Annotated in this window: 16 protein-coding genes; all 16 read right to left on the bottom strand. The window is 63.3% G+C overall.

Annotated features, from left to right (window positions below; translation table 11 throughout):
• Nucleotides 1–15: 15 nt before the first annotated feature.
• The 16 genes from BUS42_RS40795 to BUS42_RS40730 all read right to left on the bottom strand — a co-directional run bounded on the left by BUS42_RS40795 (nucleotide 16) and on the right by BUS42_RS40730 (nucleotide 26,349).
• Entirely contained in the window at nucleotides 16–2,223 is a 2,208-nt protein-coding gene (locus BUS42_RS40795; protein WP_074317695.1) for a BatA domain-containing protein, read from the bottom strand.
• Between the two features lie 119 nt (nucleotides 2,224–2,342).
• On the bottom strand, nucleotides 2,343–3,242 hold the full coding sequence (locus BUS42_RS40790) for a DUF58 domain-containing protein (RefSeq protein ID WP_074317693.1): 900 nt from the start codon (nucleotides 3,240–3,242) through the stop codon (nucleotides 2,343–2,345).
• On the bottom strand, nucleotides 3,199–4,326 hold the full coding sequence (locus BUS42_RS40785) for an AAA family ATPase (RefSeq protein ID WP_074317691.1): 1,128 nt from the start codon (nucleotides 4,324–4,326) through the stop codon (nucleotides 3,199–3,201). The genes BUS42_RS40790 and BUS42_RS40785 overlap by 44 nt, the downstream gene beginning before the upstream one ends.
• Before the next feature lie 51 nt (nucleotides 4,327–4,377).
• Nucleotides 4,378–8,832, bottom strand: coding sequence for an outer membrane protein assembly factor BamB family protein (locus BUS42_RS40780; protein ID WP_074317689.1), 4,455 nt, complete (start codon nucleotides 8,830–8,832; stop codon nucleotides 4,378–4,380).
• 378 nt (nucleotides 8,833–9,210) lie between these two features.
• A complete protein-coding gene (locus tag BUS42_RS44045) occupies nucleotides 9,211–9,384 on the bottom strand; it encodes a hypothetical protein (protein WP_159452364.1) in 174 nt (57 codons plus the stop codon).
• A 96-nt stretch (nucleotides 9,385–9,480) separates the two neighbouring features.
• Entirely contained in the window at nucleotides 9,481–10,332 is an 852-nt protein-coding gene (locus BUS42_RS40775) for a carboxypeptidase regulatory-like domain-containing protein (RefSeq protein ID WP_074317687.1), read from the bottom strand.
• Nucleotides 10,333–10,547: 215 nt separating this feature from the next.
• Nucleotides 10,548–11,486: a carboxypeptidase regulatory-like domain-containing protein gene (locus BUS42_RS40770; protein ID WP_074317684.1), complete on the bottom strand. Its 939-nt coding sequence runs from the start codon at nucleotides 11,484–11,486 to the stop codon at nucleotides 10,548–10,550.
• A 209-nt stretch (nucleotides 11,487–11,695) separates the two neighbouring features.
• A complete protein-coding gene (locus BUS42_RS40765; RefSeq protein ID WP_074317681.1) occupies nucleotides 11,696–12,322 on the bottom strand; it encodes a c-type cytochrome in 627 nt (208 codons plus the stop codon).
• Nucleotides 12,292–15,348: a c-type cytochrome gene (locus tag BUS42_RS40760; protein ID WP_074317679.1), complete on the bottom strand. Its 3,057-nt coding sequence runs from the start codon at nucleotides 15,346–15,348 to the stop codon at nucleotides 12,292–12,294. Before BUS42_RS40760 ends, BUS42_RS40765 begins: the two co-directional genes overlap by 31 nt.
• Nucleotides 15,349–15,403: 55 nt before the next feature.
• Entirely contained in the window at nucleotides 15,404–16,993 is a 1,590-nt protein-coding gene (locus BUS42_RS40755) for a hypothetical protein (RefSeq protein ID WP_074317677.1), read from the bottom strand.
• An 86-nt stretch (nucleotides 16,994–17,079) separates the two neighbouring features.
• Entirely contained in the window at nucleotides 17,080–17,865 is a 786-nt protein-coding gene (locus BUS42_RS40750) for a cytochrome b N-terminal domain-containing protein (protein ID WP_074317674.1), read from the bottom strand.
• 144 nt (nucleotides 17,866–18,009) lie between these two features.
• Nucleotides 18,010–19,281: a QcrA and Rieske domain-containing protein gene (locus BUS42_RS44575; protein ID WP_216821143.1), complete on the bottom strand. Its 1,272-nt coding sequence runs from the start codon at nucleotides 19,279–19,281 to the stop codon at nucleotides 18,010–18,012.
• Between the two features lie 421 nt (nucleotides 19,282–19,702).
• The gene (ptsP, locus tag BUS42_RS40740) at nucleotides 19,703–21,472 is read right to left on the bottom strand and encodes a phosphoenolpyruvate--protein phosphotransferase (protein ID WP_074317672.1); all 1,770 of its coding nucleotides are present in this window, start codon (nucleotides 21,470–21,472) and stop codon (nucleotides 19,703–19,705) included.
• Between the two features lie 369 nt (nucleotides 21,473–21,841).
• Nucleotides 21,842–22,165, bottom strand: a complete 324-nt coding sequence (locus tag BUS42_RS45895) for a hypothetical protein (RefSeq protein ID WP_254054127.1) — start codon at nucleotides 22,163–22,165, stop codon at nucleotides 21,842–21,844.
• Nucleotides 22,162–23,517 carry a SulP family inorganic anion transporter gene (locus tag BUS42_RS40735; protein WP_254054126.1) on the bottom strand — a complete coding sequence of 452 codons (1,356 nt, stop codon included), beginning with the start codon at nucleotides 23,515–23,517 and terminating at the stop codon, nucleotides 22,162–22,164. The genes BUS42_RS45895 and BUS42_RS40735 overlap by 4 nt, the downstream gene beginning before the upstream one ends.
• 48 nt (nucleotides 23,518–23,565) lie before the next feature.
• Nucleotides 23,566–26,349 carry a hypothetical protein gene (locus tag BUS42_RS40730; RefSeq protein WP_074317669.1) on the bottom strand — a complete coding sequence of 928 codons (2,784 nt, stop codon included), beginning with the start codon at nucleotides 26,347–26,349 and terminating at the stop codon, nucleotides 23,566–23,568.
• Nucleotides 26,350–26,453 lie beyond the last annotated feature (104 nt).

Raw genomic sequence — 26,453 nt, 5'->3', positions numbered from 1 at the left:
CACGGTCAACCGTCCTCACGCTCGGGATGCATGGTGTCCGAAAATCCAGGCCAGGACCGACTCGAGGAGGAGCAGCACCAGGACCCCGTACAAGAACGGGCGATGAAGCTCCCCGCGCCGGCTCACGGCGCCGGCGTTATTCGACAGTTCCTTCCAGTTCGTCAAGTAGGCGAAATTCCAGCCCGGAACCGCGGCCGCCAGGCCCGCGCGATCAAGCTTGGCCGGGTCACTCTCCGCCGGATTCGGGTTCGCCGTGAACAGGCTCTCCAGGGCCAAGGGGGGCCCCACTTTGACCTGATACGGACCCGAGATCTCGGTGTCCTCGAAGTGGAGCTGACTGACCCCACCCTCGGCCTGGAGCTTGGTGGCCAGGGTCCGCTTGTCGGGGGTCACGACCGTGACCGCGGCCGAGGCGCCGCTGACCGGCAGGGATTGATCGAGCGGCTGTCCGACCTGCACGTTCCGTTCGGCGAGCCGACCGACCGCCGCCTCAAGGACGATCTTCTCCATCACCGGGGGATAGCTCGGGTGCGCCGGCCAGTTCGTCCACCCTGAATCGGCGGATGTCGCCACCTGGATGACCGTACCGCGATACCTCGGACTCTCGATCACCGCAGGGTCGCCATTCTCGAACGCAAGCGCGATCTTGGCCCGCGACCCCTTGGGGAGTGTCAGCTTATGGAACTCGTAGATTCGGGTCCCGGTTAGACTCGCCTGGACCGTTTCGGGCTCGTTGGCGAACTCTTCGACGATCGGGTGGCGGTAGCCGAGCGGCTGGAAGCCAAACGCCGACTCGTTCTTCTTGGACGCGTCGCCCACGTTCGCCCCGATCGCGGCGGGCAGAAGCCCCTTGCCGTCGGCGTAGAGCAGTCGGTTGTAGTTCTCGCGGACGACCTGATCGCCTCCGAAAACGACGACGCCCCCCCCTTGCTTCAGGTAGTCCTCGAGTGAGCTGACCTCCGACTCGGTGAACTGGGCGATGTTGCACAGGACGACCGTGTCGAACGCGGCCAGTTCGAGCCGCGAGAGCTGCGACTCGGAAACGACCGTGGTGCGGATCAGGCCGGGGGCGCCGGTCGAATCCGACGCAGGGTTCAGGGCGGCGGCCAGGAAGTCGGTCTCCGCCTCGAACGGCTCGGGCTTGAAGTGGCCGTCGACGAGCAGGACGTTGAGGAACTCACGGACCGGCACCGCTTGCCAGCGATGGTTATCGAGCGGCAGCGGGTCATCGTCGATCCGGACCTCGATGTCGTGGTCGCCGGGCGTTGCAAACGCGTGGCGGAACACCACGGCCTGGTCTTCGCCGACGGGTAGGTCGACCGTTTCCTCGGGTCCGAGCCGACCGTCGACGATCAGGCGGACGTGGACCCCTTCGGCCTTCTCAGGTCCGAAGTTACGGACGACCGCCCGGATCAAGGTCGAGGTCCCTACGGTCACGATCGGGGGCGTGAGCCCCAGGTCGGTCACGGCCCGGTTGGCCCCTCCGGCCTTACCCAGGTCGATCACGACCGATCGGGTCTCCCGTTTGGAGAGGTTGGCGATCGCACGCTTGAGCCCTTCGTCCTTATCCCCCTCGGGTTTCCGCCAGCTCGCGGCCTGGAGGTCCGTGAGGAAGACGACCTCCTTCTGAGCGATCGGCGAGGCTTCGAGGACTCGGTCGATCGCGGTAAAGCTCGCGGCCAGGTCGGTGCCGCCGTGAGGGAGGGTAATCCCATCGATCTCTTTGAGGACCTCAGAGTGGTTGGGCGATGGGTCTTTGATGTAGATCCGTGGCGGGTCGGCCATGAGGACCACGCTGACGGCGTCGCCGCGTCGGGTGTCCTTGACCAGTTGTTTGGCCAGCGCCTTGGCTTGCTCCCAACGGGTGGTCTCGCCCGCCGCGTACGCCATGCTCAGCGAGCCGTCCAGGACGAGGACGTGGTGGGTCCGCTGTCCGGCGATGATCGGCAGCGCTCCCAGGCTTTCGAGGAACGGTTTGGCCATGGCCGAGACAACCAGGAGGATCACGAGCGTCCGGATCGCCAGCAAGAGCCAATGTTCAACCCGGATCCGCCGGGAGTTCTTCTGAATCGCGGCCAGAAGGAACCGCATCGCCGCCCACTGCATCTCGCGGAACTTCCGCCGATTCAGCAGGTGAATGATGAGCGGGAGCGACGCCGCGGCCAGGCCCCAGAGAAGCGCGGGATTGGCGAAGTTCAGGGCCAGCACGATCGGGAAGTCCAACGTCGTCTCCTCTTCCTGAACTCGCTGCCGGGGCCGGGGAGGCTTGGGGCTTACTTGGAACCGACTCTCACGAGAGAAGGAAATCGACTGATCCACCTCACTCCCAGTCGAGCGTCACACTACCGTTTTCGGGCCGCGCGAGACGCGAGATAGGTCGACAGGGCGAGGTCGAGATCCATGTCGGTCCGGATCGGGACGTAGTCGATGTCGATCATCTGGCATCCCTTCTTGACTTCGGCGAGGTAAGCGCTGATCTCGGCTTGATACGCCCGCCGCAAGGCATGGGGTTCGGTAAGGATCTCGGGCATCCCCTCCATCCCTTTGAAGAGGGTGGTGTCCCGGAACGGAAAATCGAGCTCGGCCGGGTCGAGGATGTGAAAGACGATCACCTCGTGGCGGCGATGGCGGAAGTGCCGGAGCCCGGCGATGATCTTCGGGACGTCATCGAAGAGGTCGGAGAAGATCGCGATGACCCCGCGCTTCTTGAATCGCTCCGCCAGGTCGTGAAACACGATCGAGAGGTCCGACTTCTGCCGCGCGGGGGAGGTGTCCATCAGGTGGATCAGCTCTTTGAGGTGCGACGGCTGACCGGCCGGTTTGAGGTAGCGGCGGACCATGTCGTCGAACAGCGCCAAGCCGACGGAATCTTGTTGCTGAAGCACCATGTAGCCGAGCGCCGCCGCCACGAATTGCGCGTACTTCAGCTTGGTGACGTTGGTGCCGGAGGCATAGCCCATCGACTCGCTGGTATCAAGCAGCAAGTACAAAAGAAGGTTGGTCTCTTCTTCGTACTGCTTCAAATAGAGCTTGTCGGTCTTGGACCAGACCTTCCAATCGACGTGCCGAATGTCGTCCCCGGGCACATACTCACGGTGCTCGGCGAACTCGACCGAGAAGCCGTTGTAGGGGCTCGGGTGCATGCCCGCGACGTAGCCCTCGACCACCAGGCGCGCCTGGAGGTCGAGGCCTTCGAGGCTAGCTAGCGTTTGCGGATTTAAATATTTTTGGGAGTTTTCCACTTTGCTCAGCCTCGTGCTCGTCGATCGGGGCGGCCTTGATCAGTCGCTGGACGATATCGTCAGGCTTGAGCCCCTCGGCCTCGGCGTTGAAGTTGGTGACGATCCGATGCCGAAGCACGGGCCCCGCGACGGCGCGGATGTCCTCGGTCGAAACATAGTAGCGTCCATAGAGCACCGCGCGGGCCTTGGCCGCCAGCACCAGGAATTGACTGGCGCGGGGGCCGGCTCCCCAGCTCACGTAGTCACGAATGAAGTCGGGAACGTCCCCCTTCTCGCGCCGGGTCATCCGGGTAATTTTCACGGCGTAACGCGAGACGTGGTCGGCCACCGGGACCTTCCGAACAATCTCTTGGAGCTCGAGGATATCGGCCCCGGACAGGACCTTGGTCACGTTCGGCTTCTGGAGTGAGGTCGTGAGCCGGACGATCTCGAGTTCTTCGTCCTCGTCGGGGTAGTCCACCAGGATGTTGAGCATGAACCGATCGAGTTGAGCCTCGGGCAAGGGATACGTCCCTTCTTGCTCGATCGGGTTCTGGGTGGCGAGGACGAAGAAGGGGTCGGGCAACCGGTGGCGTTCGCCCCCCACGGTCACCTGGCGCTCCTGCATCGCCTCCAGGAGCGCGGCCTGGGTTTTGGGCGGGGTCCGATTGATTTCATCGGCCAAGACGATGTTGGCGAAGATCGGCCCTCGCAAGAACTTGAATTGGCGAACGCCGGTCGCCTTGTCTTCCTGGATCACTTCCGTGCCGGTGATGTCCGACGGCATCAGGTCGGGGGTGAACTGGATCCGGTTATAGGACAGGTTGAGCGCATCGGCGAGCGTATGAATCATCAGGGTCTTGGCCAGGCCGGGGACCCCGATCAGCAGGCAGTGGCCCCGCGCGAAAATTCCGATGAGCAGTTCCTCGAGGACCGCTTGCTGGCCGACGATGACCTTGCTCATCTCTTGCTTGAGCTTGTCGAACGCGTCTTTGAGTCGCTCGACCGCGGCGAGGTCGTCGTTCTGGAGTGGTTCGGTTGTCGGTTCGTCGCTCACGCCTGGAACTCCCTGGAACGGATTCGGCGGCTCGGCCGGTTCGAACATTTCACGACAAGACAAAAGAGGGCGAGACGGTTGACCAAGTCCCCTTGGGCCTTACTGACGAGCTCCGAGTGCCCAGAAGCCTTCGCGGGTCGCCACCATCGCCCCGTTCGGAGCGAGGCGGATCGTCACGTCGGAGGCGGTCATGGGAAAGAGCATGCGTTGCACCAAGGTCCCCGTGTCGCGACGGCGGAAGACGAGCGGCAGCCCCTCGCCTTCTCCGGGCGTCGATGTCGGAAAGAGCGGAAAGGCTAACACGCAACGCTCGGTCAATGCGAGAGACCAACCGGAATCCGCCCCCGTCAAATGACTCGACCAGATCGGCAGTCCGTCTTTGAGCGAAAGGGCATTGAGCGTTCGATCACTCGCCCAGTAGAACCGCTGACCGTCGACGATCGTCGCGTCGAGCCGTTCGCTCAAGTCTTCCGCCCCCAGCGGATGCGACCAACGCTTCACTCCCGTCGCCGGGTCGAGGCGGATCAGCTCGGTCCCCTCGTGGATCACGAGCAAACTTTCGGCGTTGCCGAGCAAGCGGGGCGAGCCGTTCTTGGGCAGCGTGTCGCTCTCGCGAAAAACCCAGGAATCGCGCCCCTTGCGTAGGTCAAACAAGGCGATCGTCCGGCGGTCGGATACGACGGCGATATGATCGTCGTCGACCGGGAGCGGAGTTCGTAGCCACCCTTCGCGGCCCGCATGGGGAAACTCAGCCTTGCGCTGGCCCCCCTCGGTCTCAAGCACGAGGATCGCGTTGGGCTTCAAGATTTGGAGCACGATCTGTTGTGGGCCGATCAACGCGAGCGGGTTGATCCTCCCTGTCCCCGGCGCGTACGACCAGTCGATGAGCCCGGTGTCACCGTCCAAGGCCCGCAGCTCGAGCGTCTCCCCTTCTTTCAAGAGTTTGTGCGTCCCTCGAAAACAGAATAAGCGATCCCCGACAATTTGGAATCCGTGCAACAACGCCGTGGCGTTGTCCTCCGGATTGGCGTCGGCCTCGGCCTTGGCGAACGGGTTCGCCCCAATCCTGCCTTGGGGGACTCCACTGAGCTCGTGGGTCCACTCGGTCGTCCCTTTCTCAAGACTCAGTGCCACCAGCCGCGTCTCGGTAGCCGCGACGACCTTGTCGGCCAGGTAGCCCACCCAGACGGGAACGCCTTCGAGGTCGGCCGCCCAGAGCGAAGCTCCCGAGTTGGGGTCGACCGAGGCGAGTTCAGTCCCCTGAACCAAGAAGATCCGGTTGGCGATGGCCGAAGGGGGCACGCCATGGGCGCTGAGCGGCCGAGCCGGGCCGGTCAGGGTCCGCCCCCAGCGGCGAACCAGGGGGATCGGCAGGCTCGGCTCCGCGCGATCCGCCGTCATCCGCGCGAACGGTTCGCGGGCGAGCCGCTCGGAAACGAGATCGCCAAGCCTCGACACGGCTCCGACTTCGTCGATCCGCAGGTTGCCGAACCGAGTCATCGCCTCGACATAGGCGTCGCGCGACGGCACCCAGAGCCGTTGCGTTTCATAGGCGCGAGCTAACCCCCATAACGCCCGTGCTCGAAATTCATCGCTGGGCGAGTTCGCGAGCAGGCGTTTGTAGGCATGTGCGGCATCGGCCGGCCGTTGAATCGCGTCGCAGAGTCGCCCCAGCGCCAGCAAAGCGTCGGGAGCAACCTCCGCGACCGGATAGCTCCGACCGACCTCTTCCAAGAGCCGCGGACTTTTCTGCTCCCGCCCCTTTTCCAGGAGGTCTCGAGCGGCTTCGTCGTAGTCGGCATAGAGGGAGCGGCCATGGTCGCGGATCAGGGTCGCGAGCCGATCGCCAAGCAGCAGGTCGGCGCGGATCGTCCGGTGGCCATCATCGGCGGCGAGGTTCAGGAGCCTCATGGGCTCCTCCTCGAGCAACTCCTGGAGGATTTTCACCGCGTCACGAGGCATGCCCCGCGCAACTTCGACGTCGGCGAGACTGAGTCGAGCCGCGAGCCGATCGCGGTCGAGCCGAGCCGCCTGGGCCGCCGCCCCAAACCGGGTCGCTCCTTGATCCCACGCCTTCGTCGCGGCCGCCTTCTTGCCCAGCTTCATCAACAGCCGATACTGATGATCGCGCGTGGCGTCGGCAAGGGCGAGCCCATCGATCGACTCGGAGGGACGAGCCTTGCTCAAGGTCATAGCGAACGACTCGATCGCCAGCTCATCCTGATTGGTCGCTTCCGCGGCTTGGGCCAGGCGAAAATAGTTTCCCGCCTGATCGGGCGCACGTGCGATCGCGTCGCGATAGCGTTGGATCAGCCGGCTATTCTGGCAGAAGGCGACCAACGCGTCGGTCTGCGCGACGATCAGATAGCCGTCGCCGACGGCGAGGTTTCCGCCGCTGGTTTGGTACGAGGCCTGCAATTTGATTGAGGGGTCGGCCCTGAGACCACTCGCCTGGTCGAGGATGTGAATCTCGTTCTTGGTGGGCCAGTAGATCCGATCGCCCGCCAAGACGCCGCGTCCATATCCTTCGTAGCTATGGCCACTGTCGGGCCATGTGTTGATCAGCTTACCGGTCTTGACGTCGAACAGCAGGACGCGGTCGCCGGTGGCGATGAGCCGGCCCTTGGCGACGCCGAGCAAGTGGGCCAGCTTGACGCCGCTCGGGAGCGCTTCGCTCTTCCAGACGAGCCGGCCGCTTCCCGCGTCGAACGCATAAATGCAGACCGAATCATCGGGAGCGACGATCACCAGGCCGTCGTGAACGATCGCGGGATTGAGGTCACGTTCATTCTTTGCTCCCCCCTCGGCCAGGTCTTGGCGGGGATAAGTGGCCACCCAGCAAATCCCTCCGGTTTCCGCGTCGAGGGCGACGACGGCGCCGAGGTTGGTCTGATAGTAGATGGTGGGTCCGTCGAGCGTGAGCAAGCGATGCCCGAAATCGTGCGACATGGAGGCCATGCCGAAGCCCATTCCCCCGCCACCGAACGGCATCATATTGTCGCCGTCCGCCGAGGCGGCGCCGAGGTAGCGGACCCAGCGCGTCCGGCCACTCTCGGCGTCCAGGCAGGCCACGTAGGTTGAAGTCTGCTCGCGACGGTCGGTCATGGCGACGTACACATTGCGGGCATCGGCGACCGGAGTGCCCTCGAACCCGGTTCGATTGGTGCCGTCGGCCGGCCGCCGGGGGATCTCGACCTCGCTGGCCATGGCCGACCAGAGCACTTTCCCTTCAGTCTTGCGGTCGAGCGCGACGATCCGGCTCGAGGACGGCGGTACCCCTCGCCCCTGAAAGACCGGAGTGGCCGGCCCGAGCCGGGCGTAGATCCGATCGCCAAAGGTCGTCAACGTAAAACGAGGAACCGTAGAGCTCGGCGTCAACGCGATCGGGGAAGTCTCCTGGTTCTCGGGAGGAGCCTCCCAGACGGGGTTCACGGTCAACGCGGCGGTTCCCGCTGTCGCTTCGGGCCGATCGTTCAGGTTGTACGCCAACACCTTATTCTCAGTGCCGACGATGACCTGATCGCCCAGGACGATCGGGTGGTACGAGAGCAGTCGATCCTCGGCCACCTTGATCGCGCCCCCCATCCCCACCGGAGAACCAAACGGGTTCATCGGCGAGCGCCGGGTGGCCTCGAACGTCGGAAGCGGAACCCGCCACTGGAGCGAGCCGACGTCGATCGCGCCGGGCATGACCTTGGTTCGTGTCGGTGAGCCCGCGAACGTCGGCCAACGCCCGTCCGGTTGGGTCGGGGGAGCAAGCTGGTCCGATCGCAATGCGGCGGCGAGGGTCTTCAAGTAGGGGCCCGTCCGCCCCGCCAGCGAACCGCTGGCATCGGGATAGGACTTGGCATAGGCCTCGAGCGCGGCCTGGTCCGGCGCGGCCTCGCCGAGCGCAGCGCGACACAGGACCTTCTTGGCCGCGACCCGCGCCAGGTCCACGCTCGGATCAGGGTAGATCAGACCGGAGCGGTCGTCCGTCGGGTCGGGGACAAGCTGTTTGTAGAGCGCGATCGCTTCCTCGAACCGCCCATCCTGGAAGGCGAGGTCGCCGAGCATGTCGAGCGCATCGTCGCCCCAGGTGCTGCAAAACGCTTGCTCGACAATCCGCCGAAGCGAGCCGCGGTCCCGTTCGTCGCGGCCCAGCCGATACCAACGCTCCGCCTGGGCGTCGACCCGCCGTCGATAGATCGCCAACGCCTCGGCGGGAAGCGTAGCGAGCCGCCGCTGGCAGAAGTGGCGAAGGTCGACGTAGAGGACCGATTCGCCCGTGCGATCGCTGGCCGCGTCATCCTTCGGCAGCTTGGCGACCTTATCGCCGTACTGCTGAATGACGCGCTGATAGATATCGATCGCCTCGCCCCATTGGCCGTCGCGAACATGGCTCGACGCATTGCGGAGCAGCGCGTCCGCCGTGTCGCTGAAGTCGGGATAAAACTTCGTCGCCGTGCGATTCGGTCCCTGGGCGAGGGTCGGACTAGGCGCGAGGAGTGGGAAAAGACATGCGATGATTGCGAGCGGAAAACGACCTGCCCGATCCGGCCGAGACTTCGTCATGAGCGGACCCTCCGTGCCCGATCGTCCGGGGTGGACGTCGATCGAACAGGGGATAGCGAACTTCCACGGGAGAACCAGGAATCAGAGAGCGAATACGCGCTCGACTCCGCCTTGATCGTTCACGAGAGCAAACGATAGCGCCGCCCTCTTGCCCTCAAAGCTCGGAGCCTTCCTGTTCCCGAAATTTGACCCCATTCTCGCTTACGGTGCGACCTCGAAATCCAGCATCTATTCGACACCAGATTCGCCATCCTTTGCAACAGCAAATCAAATACCACGACTGATCGGACTAACAGTTCACACCGGATACCGGTCGACCTGAACACGTCGCCGCCAGAATTATAGGCAACAATGCAACCAAGAAGTGCAAAACCCAGTTCATGGTCGGTGTTGCATGACATAACCGACGTAAAAAATCAGCGCTCCCCCGGCGGCAATCAGGAGTGACTGCCCCAAACCGACCTTGTCGACCAATTCCGATGCGATCCCAAACGGGAGGATGATCAAGCCGAGGAATTGGAGCCCGCGGCCGAGGCGTTGACGCGACATCATAAGAGAGTCAGCCTCGTCCTTTTGTACAGGGGAAGAACCGAGGGCCTTGGCCGGGCGAACCGACCGGCAAGGCCCCGATCGACGAAAGTTCCACGCTTAGTTTTTTTTGATCTTCTTCGGGTCGAGCTTCACATCCCCGAGGTCGACGGTGCCGCCGGCTTTGACCTCAACGGGAACGCCAGCGGCGAGGCCCGGGGTGACATACCCAGCCTTCTCCTGCCAGACGACGACGTTCTGCTTGCCGGCGGGGACGCCCTTGATCTCGAACGAGCCATCTTCGCCGGTGACGGCGAAGAACGGATGATCGAAGACCATCAAGTAGCCCGTCATCCAGGGATGGAGGTCGCAACCGACGGCGATCGGCCGCTTCTCCACCGCGAACTGCTTCTCGACCTCGCTTTTCGCGGGCAGCATCTGGTTGAAGCCGCCGTTGGCAAACCCAGCGTACCGCAGGTTATGGCTCGTGGGGTCGCTCGACTTGAAAACGACGATCTGGTCGGTCGTCACGGCAACGGTGTGGGGGACAAACCGACAGTTCAACTGGTCGAAGACGACTTTGGGCGTCTTGACCTGAATTTCTTTGAGGGCTTCAGGATTCTGGCCGTTCGGTTTAGCCACGTAAACGAACCCGGATTGAATCCCTTTGGTCTTGGGATCGACAACGAGCTTATCGTCGAGGATCGCCGCATCTTTCGCACAGACCTGGCCATCCTTCGTGGCCTGGCCCTTCTGCTGAAGCACTTCGCGAGCGGGCGCATCAGCTGCGTCCAGGACCAATCGGCCCTTGATCGTGCCGAAGCCGGCCTGAGTCGGGAGCTGAGCACCGAGGAGGCCCATCGGCAGGGCCGCCTGACTGGGCGTGGCAGACACCGTGAGGAGCGTCAGAGCCGCCAAAACTCCGGCAGCCCGAGCGGCGGCCGCGGAAAGCCATCGTGTCGCGAACTTCATTACGATCGACCCTTGTGTGCAGTGTGTTTTATTTCGCTGGGTGGGTGCGCGGCCCTTGCCTCGCAGAAACGGCGGACTTTCAATGGTATCAGTTCAAGCCGATCGAGGGTATCCCCTCCATGAAATGACCGAGGGCCGCCGTTCCTGAAGAGACAGGAACGGCGGCCCTCGCGATCAGTCGCGGGAGTTCATGCAATCCAGCGCTCCGGCCCTGGTTATTCCGGGCGAACCTTGCCAGCGTCGATCTTGAGGTCGAGCGTGCCGGTGCCGTTGGCGGCGATGGTGACTGCTTGGCCGGAGGGGGCGGTCACGAAGCCGCTACCGGTGACAGCCTCTTGCCAGACGACGACCTTCTGGGTGCCGGCCGGGACGTTCTTGATCTCGAAGTTCCCCTTCTCGTCGGTCACCGCGAAGTAGGGGCTGTCGGTCACCATCCAATAGGCCTTCATCCAGCTATGGATGTCGCAGACGACTTCGCCGGGGGTCTTCTCTCCCCCTTGGGTCACGAACGGCAACTCGCTCGACGGGGGGACGTTCGGGTTGGTCCCGTTGTTCTTGAGCTTGGAGTTGACGTTGTGGTTCACCGGGTCGCTATTCTTCAGCAAAATCTTTGCGCCGGTCATCACGGCGAGCACGTGAGGTTCGAAGATGCACTTGGACTGGTCGAACACAACCTCGGCCGTCGCCGCGCCACTCTTCGCTTCGGGATTCACCGCGGTCGGCTTGGGGATATAGACCAGGACGTTCTTGACGCCCTTGCTCCCGGCATCGACGATCAGCCGTTCCGTCTTGATCGGCTGATCCTTGGCGCAATACTCGGGGTCTTTGGGGGCCTTCCCCTTCTCGACCAGGTCCTTGGGCGCGGGCGGCGTGCCCTCGAACGTGATTACCCCTTTGAGGGTTCCCCAACCTTCCGCCTTGACGTTCTCAGTCGGAGCCGGGGACGTCGACGAAGCGGCAGTCGTGGCCGCGGGAGCGGGAGCCGCGCCGCCATCCGCCGGAGCCGCGGTGGGAGCGGCGACGGTCGGGTCGGGGATGACGACCGAATCATCCGTCTCCGGTCCCTTGCCGCCGCAGCCGCTGATCGTCAGCAGGAGGGCGCCTGCGAGACCGAGTCCGGCTATGAACGAAGGGCGGGGCCAAGCGTGTGACATGGGGAAAGCTCCTGGTGCCTGAGGATGGGAATGACCGCGTCGCGCCGGCCTGTGAAGCCCGGCACGACGGAGCCTTGGAAGCTGGAGTTCAAGGCGTTTGACCCCTCGGCGGGCCTGCTCAACAGCAGGGATCCCATCCGAGGGGTCAGCGGGAGGACGGCTCGAGGGTGAGGGAACCCGTTGGTTCCCTCACGACGGAGGCCGAGACGTTACTCGGTTGCGCCCGGCTTGGTCGGTTGCGCGGGTTTCGGAGTGGTGCCGGCCTTGGAGTTCGTGGCCAGTTGCTGCTCGACGGCGTTCACGTAGTTCAACAGGGTATCCCGAATCGCCATGACCATGGCGGTCGGCTTGTCCGTGAACGTCTTGGGAACAAAGGGCGGCGGGGGTCCGTGCGGCGGGACGTTCTGGGGCATCGCCGTATACGGGACCAGTCGTTTCGGGTTCGCCAGCCATTCTCCGAGATAGCCCGGCCGGAACCGCGGTCCAACCTGACGTAGGTCGGGGCCGTTCACTACCTCCGCGCCACCGGTCGGCTTGAACTGGCCGAGCGAGTGGCACTGAATGCAGGCCCCCTTGGCCATCAGGTCCCAGCCCGCGCCCAGGTAGTCGGGATGCTCCGCCTCCAATTTGGCGAGGTACGCCTGCTCACGCTCGGCGATCGGCTGGTAGGGGAACTCTGCGCCGTCACGGGCTGCGAAGTAGTTGGCCAGTCCGGCCGTTTCTCCGGCGGCCAGTTGCTCCGACTTGCCGAAGTGGAACTTGGGCATCCGCAGGTTGACCGCCGGTCGGATCGCGTACGGGTCGTTCAGGAACGAGGTGAGCCAGGGGGTTTGCACCTTCTTCCCTTCACGGAGCAACGGCGGTGGCAGTCGGTTCCAGAACGTGGAGAAGTCACTCCCCGTCTTCTCCGCTTGATAGCCGGCATAGAGCCAGGCGAAGTTCCCCCCTCGGCCTCGGTCTTGGTGACCTTGGTCTTGTCGAGCGTGAGGTTATCGCCGACCTGGAAGGTGAACCCGCGAATGGTGACCGGCTTCCAGAGTTGGACGGTGAGCTCGTCCTCGAAGACACCGATCGGCATCCCCTCGATCGTCACTCCTTGGCCGTCGTCCGGCGTCAACTCGGGTGTCGTCTTGGGGTCGTACGTCAGGCCGGCGGAAAACTCCTTGAGGTAGTCGTTCGCTCGGCCGTTGTACGCCACCTTCACGTTCGTCTTCAGGTCGGTGAACGCTTCTTCAAGCGGCTTGCCCGCGGCCACCGTGTACTTGGGCATGTCGACGACATGGCAGCCGGTGCAGTTATACCGGTTCAGGAGCTTGGTTCCCTGCGCCACCGCAAACTGCGACGGATTGTAGTGCGACTTCGGCAGGTACTTGCTGGCGATCTTCTCACCCGTCAAGCCGAGCACGAAGGTCATCACCTCTTCGACCGCCTCCGGTTTGTCGGCCCAGGCGAACTGAGGCATCCGCAACCGTTCATCCCAAGCTTTGATGTCTTCGTTCGTCTTGGCGTAGTCATAACTCCGCGGCCGGTGCAGCTTCTGGTAAAGGAAGCCCGCGCGAGTGTGATCCTCGAGCTGTTCCTGGAAGTACTCGTCAGTGCCGTCGCGCGCCTTGTCCTCATCTTCATTCTTATCGATGAGGTATTCGGCGATATGGCCATAGTCGAGCTTCGTGGGGCTCTTGGTGCCCCAGCCATTGAGCGGCGTGCCAATCGGCTTGGCGGTCTCGAATCCGTTGATGTTATGGCAGCCGAAGCAGCCGAGGCGGGAAATCGTCTTCTCACCGAGGAACAACAGTTTGTCTTCCTGTGAGAGCTCAGTGGCGACGAAGTCATCCACTTTGCTCAACGGGACGGATTCAAGCTTGCCGTTCCGCTTATACCCCCCCTTGGAGACATAGAGCCGGACCAGCTCGTCCAGGCCTTCCTTAACGGTCGGCGAGTCGGCGGCCGGAACGTCGACCAGGACGGGCCACTCACCGGGGACCGAGAGGATCCAGGCGGCGATATTCGCCGAGTCTTCCATCGTGAGCTGCAAGTTCGGCATCAGGCTCTTGGGATGGTAGGCCTCGGGCGACTTGATCCAGTTGGCCAGCCACTTGTACCCCTCGGTGTGCGACTTGAACTTGGCCGAGATGTTCGACAGGTTCGGCCCGAAATCGGCCTTTGCATAGCTGCGCACCGATTCGGGGAATCCGCTCGGGTCGAGGGTGGCCGTCGCATCGGGCTGGTACTTCGGGTTGATCTGGCCGCGATCCGCCCGCTGAACCTCTCCCTTGTCGTAGGGGCGGTGCGAGTGGCAGGCCATGCAGCCCTTCTGGAGGAACAGTTCCTTCCCCTTCGCCGGGTCGCTCTTGGCGGGGGGATCGACAAAGCCGACCGGCGGCTTGCTGGTGGCAAAAAGGTAGTGGGTGATCGCCTGGATTTCCGCGTCGTTCTTCGGCGCATCGGCGGGCGAGTCATTATTTGACACGCCATAGAACCGAGGCATCCGGGAGTCGGGGCGGAACGCGTGCGGATTCTTGATCCACTTCGCCGTCCAGTCGCGCGAGACCTTCGAGGCGAGGTGCCCGAGGTTCGGCCCCACCTGCCGTTCATCGGTCAGGTCCGGTCCGAACGCCCCTTCGCCACCAATCGTATGACAGCCGGTGCAGCCATACTTCGTGATCCGCTCGAACCCAGCCTGAAGCTTCTTGGCTTGCGGGACGTCGGTCACATCGTGGTGGCACTTCAGACAGCTCGACTCCATGAACCGGGAGGGCAACATCGGCTCGTCCCAGTGATGAATCTCCTGCCAGTTGTTCGTGTGCTCCCACTCATGTTTCTGCTTGAGGTCGTTCGGGGTGTGCGACGCATAGGTGAAGTCCGTGCCCGACCCCTGACCGCCGTGACAGATCGTGCAACCGAAGCTGTTGATCTTGTGCGGCCCATTGCCGTCGAGGTAGAGGCCAGCCTTGACCACGTTGCCGCGGGGGTCGATGGCCGTCGCGCCATCGCTGAGGTGAGGATGGGCCGCGAAGACCGTCTTCATCGGCTTGCCATCAGCGTCGGTTTCGTAGCCGAGCCGGTCGATCCCTTGATGGCAGGTCGTGCAACGGTCGTAGCGCGGAACATCTTTGAAATTGTAGTTGATCGTCAGGTCGGGGAGACTGATCTGCTGGATCTTGTCCGGGGGCATCAGGTCGATGCCCGGCAGGCTCCGGAGCCAGGCAGCCAGGCCGAAGAACTGCTCTTCCTTCTGCTTGATCGTCCGCTTGACTCGGTCGGCGTCCCGCGTGAGGGTCTCGCGCTTCTTCTTGAGGTCGTCAACGTGACCGAGCAGGGCCTCTTTCTTCGCCTTGAGCTCCTTCTCTTGCGCCTCAACCTTCTCGAGACCCTCCGAATACTCCAGCAGCTTCCGTTCACACTCGACGATGATGGTGTCGCGGTAAATCCGCGCTTCCCGCTTTTCATCGCGATCGATCATGCCGTCGTAGAGGCTGCGAACGCTGTCGAGTTCCGCCTTCTGGAACTTCTTGGCGGTATCGAGTTTGTCTTTCTGGCCACCGACCTGACGCAGCTCGGCGTCGACCTTTCGGATATCAGCGGCGTTCTTATATTCGAGTTGTTCGGCCTCGCTGATCTGAACGTCGAGCTGCTTGATCTGCGTCGCAAACTTCTCCGTCTGGAGACGAAGTTTCTCTTTTTCAGAGACTTTGAGCTTAGCCTCCTCGATCCGGTGAAACTCGCGCTGGACGTTCTTCCAGGGTCGGAGGTGGTCGGCCATGATCATCCAGACAATGACGAGCGTCATCGCGATTGACGAGATCGCGAAGACGACGTGCAAGGTCGGCTGACTGCGGTAAGTTTCCTCAGTTGCGGGCATGGGCGTCCATCCTGCGCGGGTCCGGGTGGCGGAGCATCACCCGATCCCGGTTGTTTTAGATGTTGAAGAAATATTCCGGGATGGCGATCAGGTATTTCAGGTTGATGGTCCAGCGAAGCACCATTTTCAGGGGCAGGCTGGCCATGAACAGGAGCAAAAGAGTGAGCACGGCAAAGCGGAGCCAGCCCCCTTGAGCGATGATCTTCTTGAAGAACGAGATCCGCGTCAGAATCAGGGGCACGACCAGGAAGTAGGCCGCCACAACCAACAAGCCGGGAAGTTCTCGGACGAGGATGTATTCATGCTTGGTTCGACCCAAGATCTGCACCCAGAAGATGTCCGAGAGGTTGACGTTGTTGAGTGGGATAACCTTGTGCAAATCCCAGTATTCATAGGGGCCGAAGAAGTTCCAGTTCGGACCACGGAGGAAGGTCCCCAACAGGATCAGGATCACCCAGAGCACGAGGAATCCGTACTGGAAGGTGATGTAGGCAAACTTGCGCTGGCTGATCGTGTAGTAGCCGTTGCCCGACTTGTTGGTGTCGATGTAGGGCATGGCCATCAAGCCGACGACAATCATGCTGGGCAGGACGACTCCGGCCATCCAGGGGTCGAAGTAGACGAGCATTTCCTGAAGCCCGAGGAAGTACCAAGGGGCCTTCGACGGGTTGGGGGCCACGGTGGAACTGGCCGGCTGCTCGAGCGGCGCCTGGAGGGCGATCGCCCAAACCACGAGGAAGATCGTCTGACCCACCATCGCGATCAGCTCGGTGTACACGAGGTCGGGCCAGGTCAGCGTCTTTTCGGGCTCGAGCTCCTCGAGGTTGGGTAGCCCGAGCGCCATCCGCGAGTCGTTGATGACCGCGCGGCGCAGGCTGAGCCAGGTGAAGAAGCCGACCAGGATCATCAGGCCGACGATCGGAACGTTGTCGGGTTTGGTGACGATGTCTCGGAAGTCGAAGTCGGTCATGCTCAGACCGAACGCGAGCAAGGACAGGTTCACCAGGCCCCAGGCCACGATTCCGTTGGCCAGGATACGCCGGTAGGCGATCATCGCGGCGAAACCGATCGTGGCACCGATGAAGAAGGTCGTCGGCCCCGAGACGAAGTTGACGCCGTCGCGGAAGAACTGCGGGAGCGAGAACTCACGCCCGAGGATGTAGACCAGGCCCATGACCTGGAAGATCCCGGCGATCGAGCCCCAGATCAGGGTCCAGAGCGTGCGATTCATCGCCTTGCCGAGTCCGACCGCGGGCTGGTGGTCGTCGAGGCTGGGCGGACCCACCTCGTCGCCCCGGCCGTGCCCCTCGTCCTTCACTTCGCTGAAGTGGGCGGCGGCCGCCGCCGCGCCGATCGCCACCAGGAAGTTGCCGATGGCGCAGAGGATGTAGGCGGTCCGAGGCGCCTCCGGGAGGTAGGCACGCCCGAGGATCAACAAGGTGGCCAGACCATAGAGTCCGAAAAAGCTGATCATCAGCCATTCCGGGAGCCGGCGTGTCCGGGGAGCGAGCCCAACGCGCGAGGCTCCCTCCGAGACGATCTCCATGGAGGAGACATACGCCGCCGCGGCTGCGTTGAGCATGGCCGCGAGGAGGTAGTACCAGGCGAGCCCGGTCATGACACCGGGGGTCAGATCCTTATGCATGGTCGTCTTTTCGAAAGGTTAGTGGCTCAAAGGACCCGCCCAAGGGACACGCGGGGACTGACACCCCAGGCGGGCGTGTCCCATCGTCACATCGGGCCGCTGATCCCGCCATCTTTCCGGACCCGCCAGAAGTGGATCATGATCAAGAGTGAGACCGCCAGCGGAATCGCCACGCAATGGAGCACGTAGAACCGATTCAAGGTCATTTCGCCGACGGTCCGTCCACCCAGGAGCGCGAACTTCGCATCCGAGCCCGACGTGATCATGCTCACATGATTCAGTTGGATCAACGAGGCGCCTGGGCCTTCCACACCCAGTAATGGAGTCGCCCGCGCCATGTTCGAACCGACCGTGATCGCCCAGATCGCCAGTTGGTCCCACGGAAGCAAGTAGCCGGTGAACGAAAGCAGGAGGGTCAGCACCAGCAGGAGGACGCCAACCACCCAGTTGAATTCGCGCGGCGGTTTATAACTCCCGGTCAGGAAGACTCGGTACATATGGAGCCAGACCGCGATCACCATCGCGTGCGCTCCCCAGCGATGGAGTTCGCGAAGGATCCCCAAGGTGGTCACATCCCGGAGCGCCAGGATGTCGTTGTAGGCGTGCTCGAGCGTGGGCCGGTAGTAGAACATCAAGAGAACGCCGGTCACCACCTCGACGATGAACAGGAAGAAGGTCGTCCCGCCCATGCACCAGGTGTAGCTCAGGGCGATCCCCTGCTTGCGGACGCTCACCGGGTGCAAGTGAAGAAAGAAGTTGGTGAGCATCACGACCACGCGATTGCGCCGGTCCGTGGGCATCGGATGGCGAAAGACGCTCTTCCAGACCTGCGACTCGGTGATCGATTTAGTGATCTTATCAACGATGGCCATGATCGTCCTTTGGTGACGAACCGAACGCGTCCGCCGGGGCGGAGCCGCGGATCCGCAAGTCGTGATTGCTCAATTGATCGCGATACGATACGACCCGAGCGGCAGCCTGTCGATGCCCCGCCGGTGACAACCCGGGCTTCACGATCAGGCCGTGATGTAGCTCTCGGGTTCCGACCACTGACCCAACTCTTGCTGAAACTTTTGACTCTTATCGACGAGCATCTGACCGTCGTCCGCCAAGGTCACCTTGAAGCGCTCGAGCGGCCGGGGTGCGGGTCCCTCGAAATTCACGCCCGAAATGTAGAATCCACTTCCGTGGCACGGGCACTTGAACTTCTGTTCGCCACCCAGCCAGTTGGGCGGGCAACCGAGGTGCGTGCAGACCGACTGAAGCGCGTAAACGATGTCTTCGCCGTTGTAACGCGTCGAGCGAACGATCCAGAAGCCCCACTCGGCCTTGAACCGTTCGTTGACCTCTTCGGGCTCGAAGTTCGTGGGCAGCCCGACCTTGACGGTGCTCGGCGGTTCCGCCAGCACGTTGGGGAACATGAACCGGCCGAGCATCGCCGAGAAGAGCGACACTCCGGCGGCGAACGAGGCCCAGCCCAGGATGATCCAACCGACCGGCGTCACCGCGAAGCTGCGCCGGGTTACCCCGGCCACGCCGGCCGTGGCCTTGCTCGGCTTGGGGAGCACCGACTGCGGCTTGGCTTCTTTCTGGGCCGCCGCCTTGCCGGCGGTCGCGGCCTTGGCCGGAGTGGCCCCCGCCGCTTCGGCCGCCTTGGAAGCCGCGGCGACCGCCGACTCCTTGGCCTTCTTCGCCCCTGACTGCCGGAGCGCCTCGGCCAGGTCCTTGGGATCGGTGATCTTGTCGAGCGGAGGCAGCGTTCGCGGGGCCGCCGCCTTGGACGATCCTGCCGCCGCCGCGGCACCAGCCGGCTTACCCGCCGCCGGCGTGGCCGCCGAGGCCGCTGGCGTGGTACCACCGACTCGTGCGGCCGCGAGCTTCTCCTTGAGCGTCATGGGACGACCCAAAGAAGGCGCGGGGGCCGGTACGGCAGGCCCGGCCGCAGGTTCCGCCGCGGCCACATCCGCGACGCTCGCCGCAGCGGCTTCCGGAGCGGAGGCGACCGGCGAGGCCGCCGCGGCGGGAGCCGGGGGCACGGAGCCACCCGCCCGCGCCGCCGCCAACTTCTCTTTCAGGGTCAAAGGCCGGCCCAACGACGCGGCCGACGGCACGTTCGCCGCGGGGGCAGGCTGCGGAGCCGCGGCTGCGGCCACGGGGGCCGTAGGCTCGACGGCGGGAGTATCGGGTGTCTCGGGGGGAGCGGCTGACGCTTCGGTATCGGCCGGTTTGGCCGGCCCTCCCTGCCGTGCCGCCTCCAGCATCTCTTTCACGCTCAGACGTTTCGCCATCGGTCGGTACCAGCCTCTCGATAAACCGCGGTCCCTCGACTCATCATGTCGTTTGCGGGAGCACCGGGCGAGATGATCGGAATCAAGAGCACGTAGCAAAGCCAATGCCGTGAATCCCCACCCAGAAATTGAGACGTAAGTGGCTTCGAGGACTGAGGATTCCAGCGAGATCATTTGTTGCTTCGTTCGGACGAAATTCCCGCGATCAAGAAACGCGTCTCGCGTCATTCTCATTTCTGGGAATCGTCCGAAAAATCCTCGGTTCGCTTTCGCAACCATTGGGCGCGGACGCACTTCGATCCCAGGAGAGACCTTTAGGGTAGCAAGCCGGACCCGGCACGGCAACAACGTGGTTCGACCCGTCCCGCTCTTTCCTGGGACGCGCCCGTGCTCGCTTTGGAGCGAGCGGCCAAGCAACAGGTCATGCAGAATCAAAGACTTCTAGAGCGCTCGAGATCTCATGAAGTCTCGCGGTCAGGTAGGTGCGAATTTCCTCGCTCGTCTTGAGCTGGAGCACCTGGTGGGCGAACCGTTCGGCCTGCGCCGTGGTGACCGAGCTGAGCAGGGCCTTGATCGTCGGCACGAATGCGGGGCTCATGCTGAACCGCCGCAATCCCATTCCGAACAGGGCGAGGACGGAGCGGGGCTGGCCGGCCATTTCGCCGCAGAGCGTGACCGGAGTCCCGGTGCGCTGGCAGGCGTCGAGGACCATCTGGAGGACCTTGAAGATCGCCGGGCTGAGGGGTTCGCAGAGGTGGGCGACCTTGGGGTTATCGCGATCGGCGGCGACCAGGTACTGGATCAGGTCGTTCGAGCCGATCGAGATGAAGTCGGTCTCGCGTAACAGGGCGTCGATGCAGACGGCGGCGGCGGGAACCTCGACCATGACGCCCGTCTTGACGTCCTCGCCGAACGGAACGCCCTCGCGGCGGAGGTTGCGCCGGGTCTCCTCCACGAGCTTGTTGACGTAGCGCAGCTCCTCCAGGGTCGTGATCATCGGGAAGAGCATGTTGACCTTGCCGTGCCGTCCGGCCCGGAGGATCGCGCGGATCTGACGTTCGAAGAGTCGCGGGTGCTCGAACGAGAGGCGAATCGACCGCCAGCCCATGAACGGATTGGCCTCACTCCGCCGCCCCAGGTAGGGGACCGTCTTGTCGCCGCCGAGGTCGAGAGTCCGGATCGTCACTGACCGGCTGGGAGAATCTTCGATGATCTGGCGGTAGTACTGATACTGTTCCTCTTCGTCGGGAACGTCCTGGTGGGTCAGGAACAGGTACTCAGTGCGGAACAGGCCGACGCCGGTCGCCCCGACCTTGAGCGCGGCCTGGGTATCGGCCAGGTTGTTGATGTTGGCCAGCAATTCGATCTGCGAACCATCGGCACTGCGGGCCGGCTGGTCGCGATTGAGCACGAGCCGGTCTTTGAGGTCGAAGAACTCGCGCTGAAGTTTACGGTAGGCGGCGGTCGTCTCGCGGTCCGGGCGGACCAGGACGACTCCATCGCGGCCGTCGACGACCATGAGGTCGCCGGAGCGGACGTCACCGGTGATGCCGACCACGCCGGATACGGCCGGGATCCCTCGGCTTCGCGACAGGATCGCGGCGTGGCTCGTGCCCCCTCCGGTCTCGGTCACGATCCCGGCGATCGGCAAGTTGCCCAGGCTCATCGCCTGGCTTGGGAGAATCTCGTGCGCCACCAGGATCACGGGCTCGTCGCCATGGCCATCGACATGGGTGCCGGTCGGGATCAGCGGGGACTGCAAGGTCAGGTGGGAGCCGATCCGCGAGATCACGTCGCGAATGTCGGTCATCCGCTCGCGAAAGTAGTCGTGCTCGATCCGCGCGAACGTGGCGGCGTAACTCTGGAGCACGAGTTGGAGCGCGGAGAGCGCGGTCAGTTGTTGCGTCTCGATCAGCGAGCGGACCTTGGCCAGAAGCGTCTGGTCATTGACGATCTGGAGGTGGCTCTTGAAGATGTCGGCCTCGCTCCCCCCGAGCTGCTGGGCCACCTTGACCACGATCGCTTCCAATTCGGTGGTCGATAACACGACCGCCCGATCGAACCGCTCGATCTCGGCCGGAATACTCTCGGGACTTTCCAGGCATTGCGGTTCGCTCGATCCGAAGACGGAGTCGAGCCGATAGGCGACGCCGACCACGACTCCGGGACTGACCGCGATACCCTTATGCATGACAGACTCAGTCCAGATTTTCCAAGCGTTCAAAACCTTCCGGAGACAATTCCAGGAGGTTCAAGCCATCCACCTGCCTCATTAGGCAGCAGCCTGCAATCACATTCCGAAGTCACCAGCGTTTCGACGTCGGCCTGGGAAATTCTTGCGGAGGCCTCGGGGACCGCTCGAGAATGGCGGGAGACATGGGTTAACCCGACCGTAGACCTTCGTGACCACCGATCGGGTTCACGCACGCACCAGTCCCCCGATGGCAATTTTCATACCTAAAATTGCCAAAATTATCAAGACCGGCTCTGCGCTCGAACCAGTCGGACCATCGGTCACAGGATTCATCAACTACGAGTGCGTGCATGATACATGCTTCCCTCAGGACCAAGGATCCGGGGGTGACATGACCGCCGGATCCGCCGGCGCTCGACCGACCGTTCCGATGATCAAGAGGATCAGCGCGAACCCTCCGTAGGCCACAGCCCAATGATAGGGGGTCTGGTTCGCCGAAGCCAAGTCTCGTCCTTCCGCTTTCAGGCGCGCCAGCGCCACGCGCGGGGTGACAATTGGCCCGGACGGCAACGGCGAATGGATAATTCCGAACCAGGCCATCACGCTCGCCACAAGCATCGCGGCGGCCGCCGCCCGGATCCGACCATCGATCAGGTGGGCCAGGGTCGTCGCCCAGATCAGGCTGGTCACAATGAAGCCGCCCGAGAGGATGGTGACCGTCTGGACCCAGCGCTGGGCCGAGGGGGAAGGGCCTGGAATTCGACCGAAGGGAGGACCTGGTTGAGCGTGATCAGGGCGAGGTACGCCAGCGCGGGGACGCACGCAAGGGCAACGGCCGGATAGTGGCGGACCGCCGTCGCCTGGAACGATTGCGACGTGATTTCCAGGCCGACGAAAATCAGGATCGGGAAGACGGCCGCTTTGGGGATCAGGTAGAAGAACCAGTCAAAGTAACCGAAGACCCCCGCGGCCCCGACAAAAAGTGCGGCCGCCAGGGTATACCCTGCCCGCGCTCCCATCGCCTTGTAGGCAGGATGGCCGATATACGGGGTCGATTGGATCACGCCGCCGAACAGCCCCCCCACGACCGTGGCCAAGCCCTCGGCGGCGATGATCTGGCCGGTCGGGTAGTCGTCCCCGGCCGCCGCCGCACTTTCCGTACAGTCAATCCCTCCGACCACCGTCGCAAGGGCCAGAGGAATCGCCACCGGGAGGTAGTTCACCGCCTCGAGCCAATATTGATTGAGCCAGGACAGGAACGGGCCGATCGGCAGTGGCAGGACCGCCCGCAACTGGGCGGAAGGTTGCTCCCCCTCCCCGCCCAGCCCCGGACCGAGGCCAAAGGCGTACATCCCGTAGTAGATCAGACAGCCCACGACGACGGCGGCCAGTGCCCCCGGGAACTGACGAGGCAGCTCCCACCGCGCGGTGAGCGTGGCCAAGACGATTGCCAAGGCCGCGAACCCGACGATCGGCTGGGCCGCGATGTCGACGAGGGGCAAGAAGCTGATGATCACCAGGGCAATCGCCGTCAGCGAGCCGAGCAGACCCGCGCGGGGCACGATCTTTCGGACCAGGCCGCTCACCACCGCGCAGCCGAGCTTGAAGAGGCCGGAAGCCAGGATCATGGCGATCCCGAGATACCAGGCGTGATGGGCCGCGTCGATCGGGTCGAGCCCCCGCGCGGTCGCGGCGCGGAACGAGGGGCCGATGATCAGGAAGACCGTGCCGAAGGTGCTCGGCGTGTCGAGTCCGAGCGGCATCGCCGTCACATCGGTGCGCCCCGACCGGCGGGCGAGCCGGATGGCCATCAGGGTGAAGATCAGGTCGCCCACCATCACGCCGACGGCCGTCCCCGGAATCATCCGGGTGAGCACGAATTCGGCGGGCATGCCGAACACGCCGACGAGGAGGCCGGCCATCAGAATCATATCGCCGAGATTATCGAGCGTGAGTCCGAAGAAGGCGTTGATGTCGCCCCGCGCCGCCCAGCGATAGCCGGTCCGCGCCTGCTCTGCGGTCGAAGTCGATGGGGATATCACGGTCGAAAAACTCCGAGGGCTCGTGAACCAGGTGCCCCCATAATGACCTCATTTCCGCGTGGATGCACGTGAGTCTTCGTCCGGAATCCGTTCCGCCGGCAATCGAAACCCTTGTTTCGTGATTCGCCGGCCATTGACCTGGGCGGAGTTGACGTACAGACCCGCATTCCCATGGGCTGTCGCGGGCGCTTGGAGACGGTCCCCCACTTGGGTGACGACCAACTCGTCCGGGTCGTGCGACGGGAGAAAACCGAAGGTGTACCCTCGGAGTGGAGCCTTTTCCTTGGCTCGGACCCGCTGTCGGAGGAACGCGTCGGACCAACGGATGATGTTATTTTTGAGGCGGATCGTCATGTAGGTTCGACCTTGGTTCGATTTGGTCTGCGGGGAATGCTCCACGCCAACAAGGCCCCCCTGCATCGAGTCCTCAATGATGTTTTCCTCGAACAATCCGCCCAAGAAGGGAGCGTGGGACCAGCCCCAGCGCATCGGCGACTCGCTGGCGGCCGCCGCAAGCCGGATTGTCTCTCCCCCCCCGAGGAATCGATTCTTTCGGACCAGGGTTCCAAAGTGATTCCCGGGTAACACGAGACAGCAGGCGAGTCGACTGCCCCGGGCGTCGACCGTATTCCCCTCGATCCGCATGTTGTCGAATCCGCCACTGATCGAGATCACGGTCGCATCGGAGGGGAGCGGCGCGTCGAGCAAGTAGGTGGCCGGCGAAACCGATTGCGCGATCGTCCGCCACTCGCCCGCATGCGTTCCCGTGAGCACCGAGACTCGAGAACCGATCTCGGGAGCATGCCCCAGCCCCCTGTTGATCGTCAGAAGCTGGCCGTCTGAGGAGACCGCGGAGGGCCGGCCCTCGAAGGCGAGTTTGTACGACTCGGTCAGGATGATTTCCGGGGCGTTCTGCGAGGGGATGGTATCGTTGTCGCGCGGGCCGACGCCCTCGACCGTATTGTTCTCGACCTGGACCGAGTGCCCGAACCCCGTCATGACCAGGAATCGCCACGTCTTGCCCGAGGGGCGAACCGGCTTGATCCGATTGCCTCGGACGACCAGGTCATTGACGAAGTGGCCCACGATCACGCCATGGCTGAAGGTTCCGCTCGGCGTCCCGCGATAGGTGTTGTCCACGAACTGCCAAGGGCCACCGAAGAACTCGATCATCCCCCCGTAGAGCGTGCAGCCGGTGACGCTCCCCAGTTGCGCTCCGTTGAGTCGCATCAACCGCACGGCTTCTTCCCATTCGGTGGCTCCGGACGGGGAGGGGCTCGCAAGGTCGAGCCGGTCAAAGGTCAGTCCAAGCTTGACCCCGCCCCGCGCCGGCTCGAGGTTGTCGGTCGTGCCAATCACGGCGGGTCCGTAGCTCACGTTCGGATTCCAGCGCACCCGGCCCGCGAACCGGACGGCAAATTCCCGAAGCGTTGTTGAACCGCTATGAATCTTGATCGCGGTCGTCCAGGGCGGCTCATTCGAACCTTGCGAGAACTCGAGCACGGTTCCGGGCTCCCCCGTCAGCGTGACCGGATTGTTCAACACCAATGGCTTGGAGAGGCGGTGGATCCCGGTCGCCAGCGTGACCGTCCCAAACCGGTTGGCCAGATCGTTGAGGTCGTCGCCCGGCTTGGCCACAACCGTCGTGGCCGCCGGTTTGGGCAATCCGGCGAGCGGGTCGCAGACACCCGCTCCGAAATGGGCGAACGTGCTCGCGCCATTCTCAAAAATGAGGCGCAGGGTCAGGGTTGCCCCGACTTCATCGCGGTAGGGAGTGAAATAGAGCTCGGCCTTGGTCGGGTCATTCCCTTTTTGCAAACTCAGGGGTCGTTCGCCCGGCTCGACCTCGAGCTTGACCTGGGGGCTGCGCCTGTAAATCCAGCACTTGCTCACGGAATCACTCAAGATCGCCGCGTCGATCACCTGTCCAGCCGGTAAGTCAGCGAGCGCGACATGGATCTCGTGTCGGTTCCCCTCTCGACTGCCATCCTGGCCGAGCCAGCGGCCGGTGAACGTCCCCGCTTCCAGCTTCGGCACGGTGAGACGAGGCATCGCCAGCTTCGGATCGGTCCGCTCGCCCTTGATTCGAAGCCTGTCCCATTTTTGGTTCGCATAAGTCACGGTGACTTCGAGGTTCCGGCTGATCAGGTCGCGATCGGGTTGGAAGTAGACCTGGGCAATCGACGGGTCCTTGGAATCTCTGAGAAATTCGGCGTTGTAGTCCCCCTCGGGATTGCGTCCCGCATGCCACCGAAGTTCCTCCCCGGCATCAAGGACCACGCTTTCGATCGTGTCCTTAACGGCCAGATTCTCGAGAGTCAGGCACGCATCCTGAAATCGGTCCGGCCCGACACCCAGCTCCAACGCCGTGAAGTCTTGTCCGTCCTGTCCGGCCCAGCGGATTTTCGGGAGGGTTGCGGTCGTGCGCAAATTCGGATCCGATCGGCCTCCCCGGACCGACAGGTTGGCGGCCGAGCCATCGGCGTATTCGATCTTGATTTGATAGGTTTGCCCCTTCTGAGGAGACCCCGCCTCAAAAAAGAGGTCGGCCGTCGGCGATTCGGGCCGGCGCTCCACGGCAAGCCTCCAGTGCCCCGACGTCTGGTCCGAACTCCAGAGCCCGCCCGCATCGGGCCGAAGCTCGACCGTCTTGATCGCCCGCCGAGGAGGCAAGCCACTCACTCGAATATGGAGATCTTGATATCCATTCGGCTCGAGAGTCGCCGATGCGCTCACCAGGTCGTGACCATCCTGGCCGAGCCACTGAACTGTTGGTCCACCAGCGGTCACGAGGGCCAGACTCAAGGCGATCGTCCATGATGTGGCCAGCATTGACTTCTCCCTACGGTCGGTGATTCTGCAGGTCGATTCTTCGGGCTCAACCAGGAAATCGAGAGACCAAGCCGGTGAAGCTGGTCATCCTATCCATTGAACAA

Origin of the sequence: Singulisphaera sp. GP187 (assembly GCF_900129635.1) — a bacterium.
Taxonomy (GTDB): domain Bacteria; phylum Planctomycetota; class Planctomycetia; order Isosphaerales; family Isosphaeraceae; genus Singulisphaera.
Note: the sequence above shows the minus strand (reverse complement) of the source record. Positions and strands in the feature narration are given on the sequence as shown.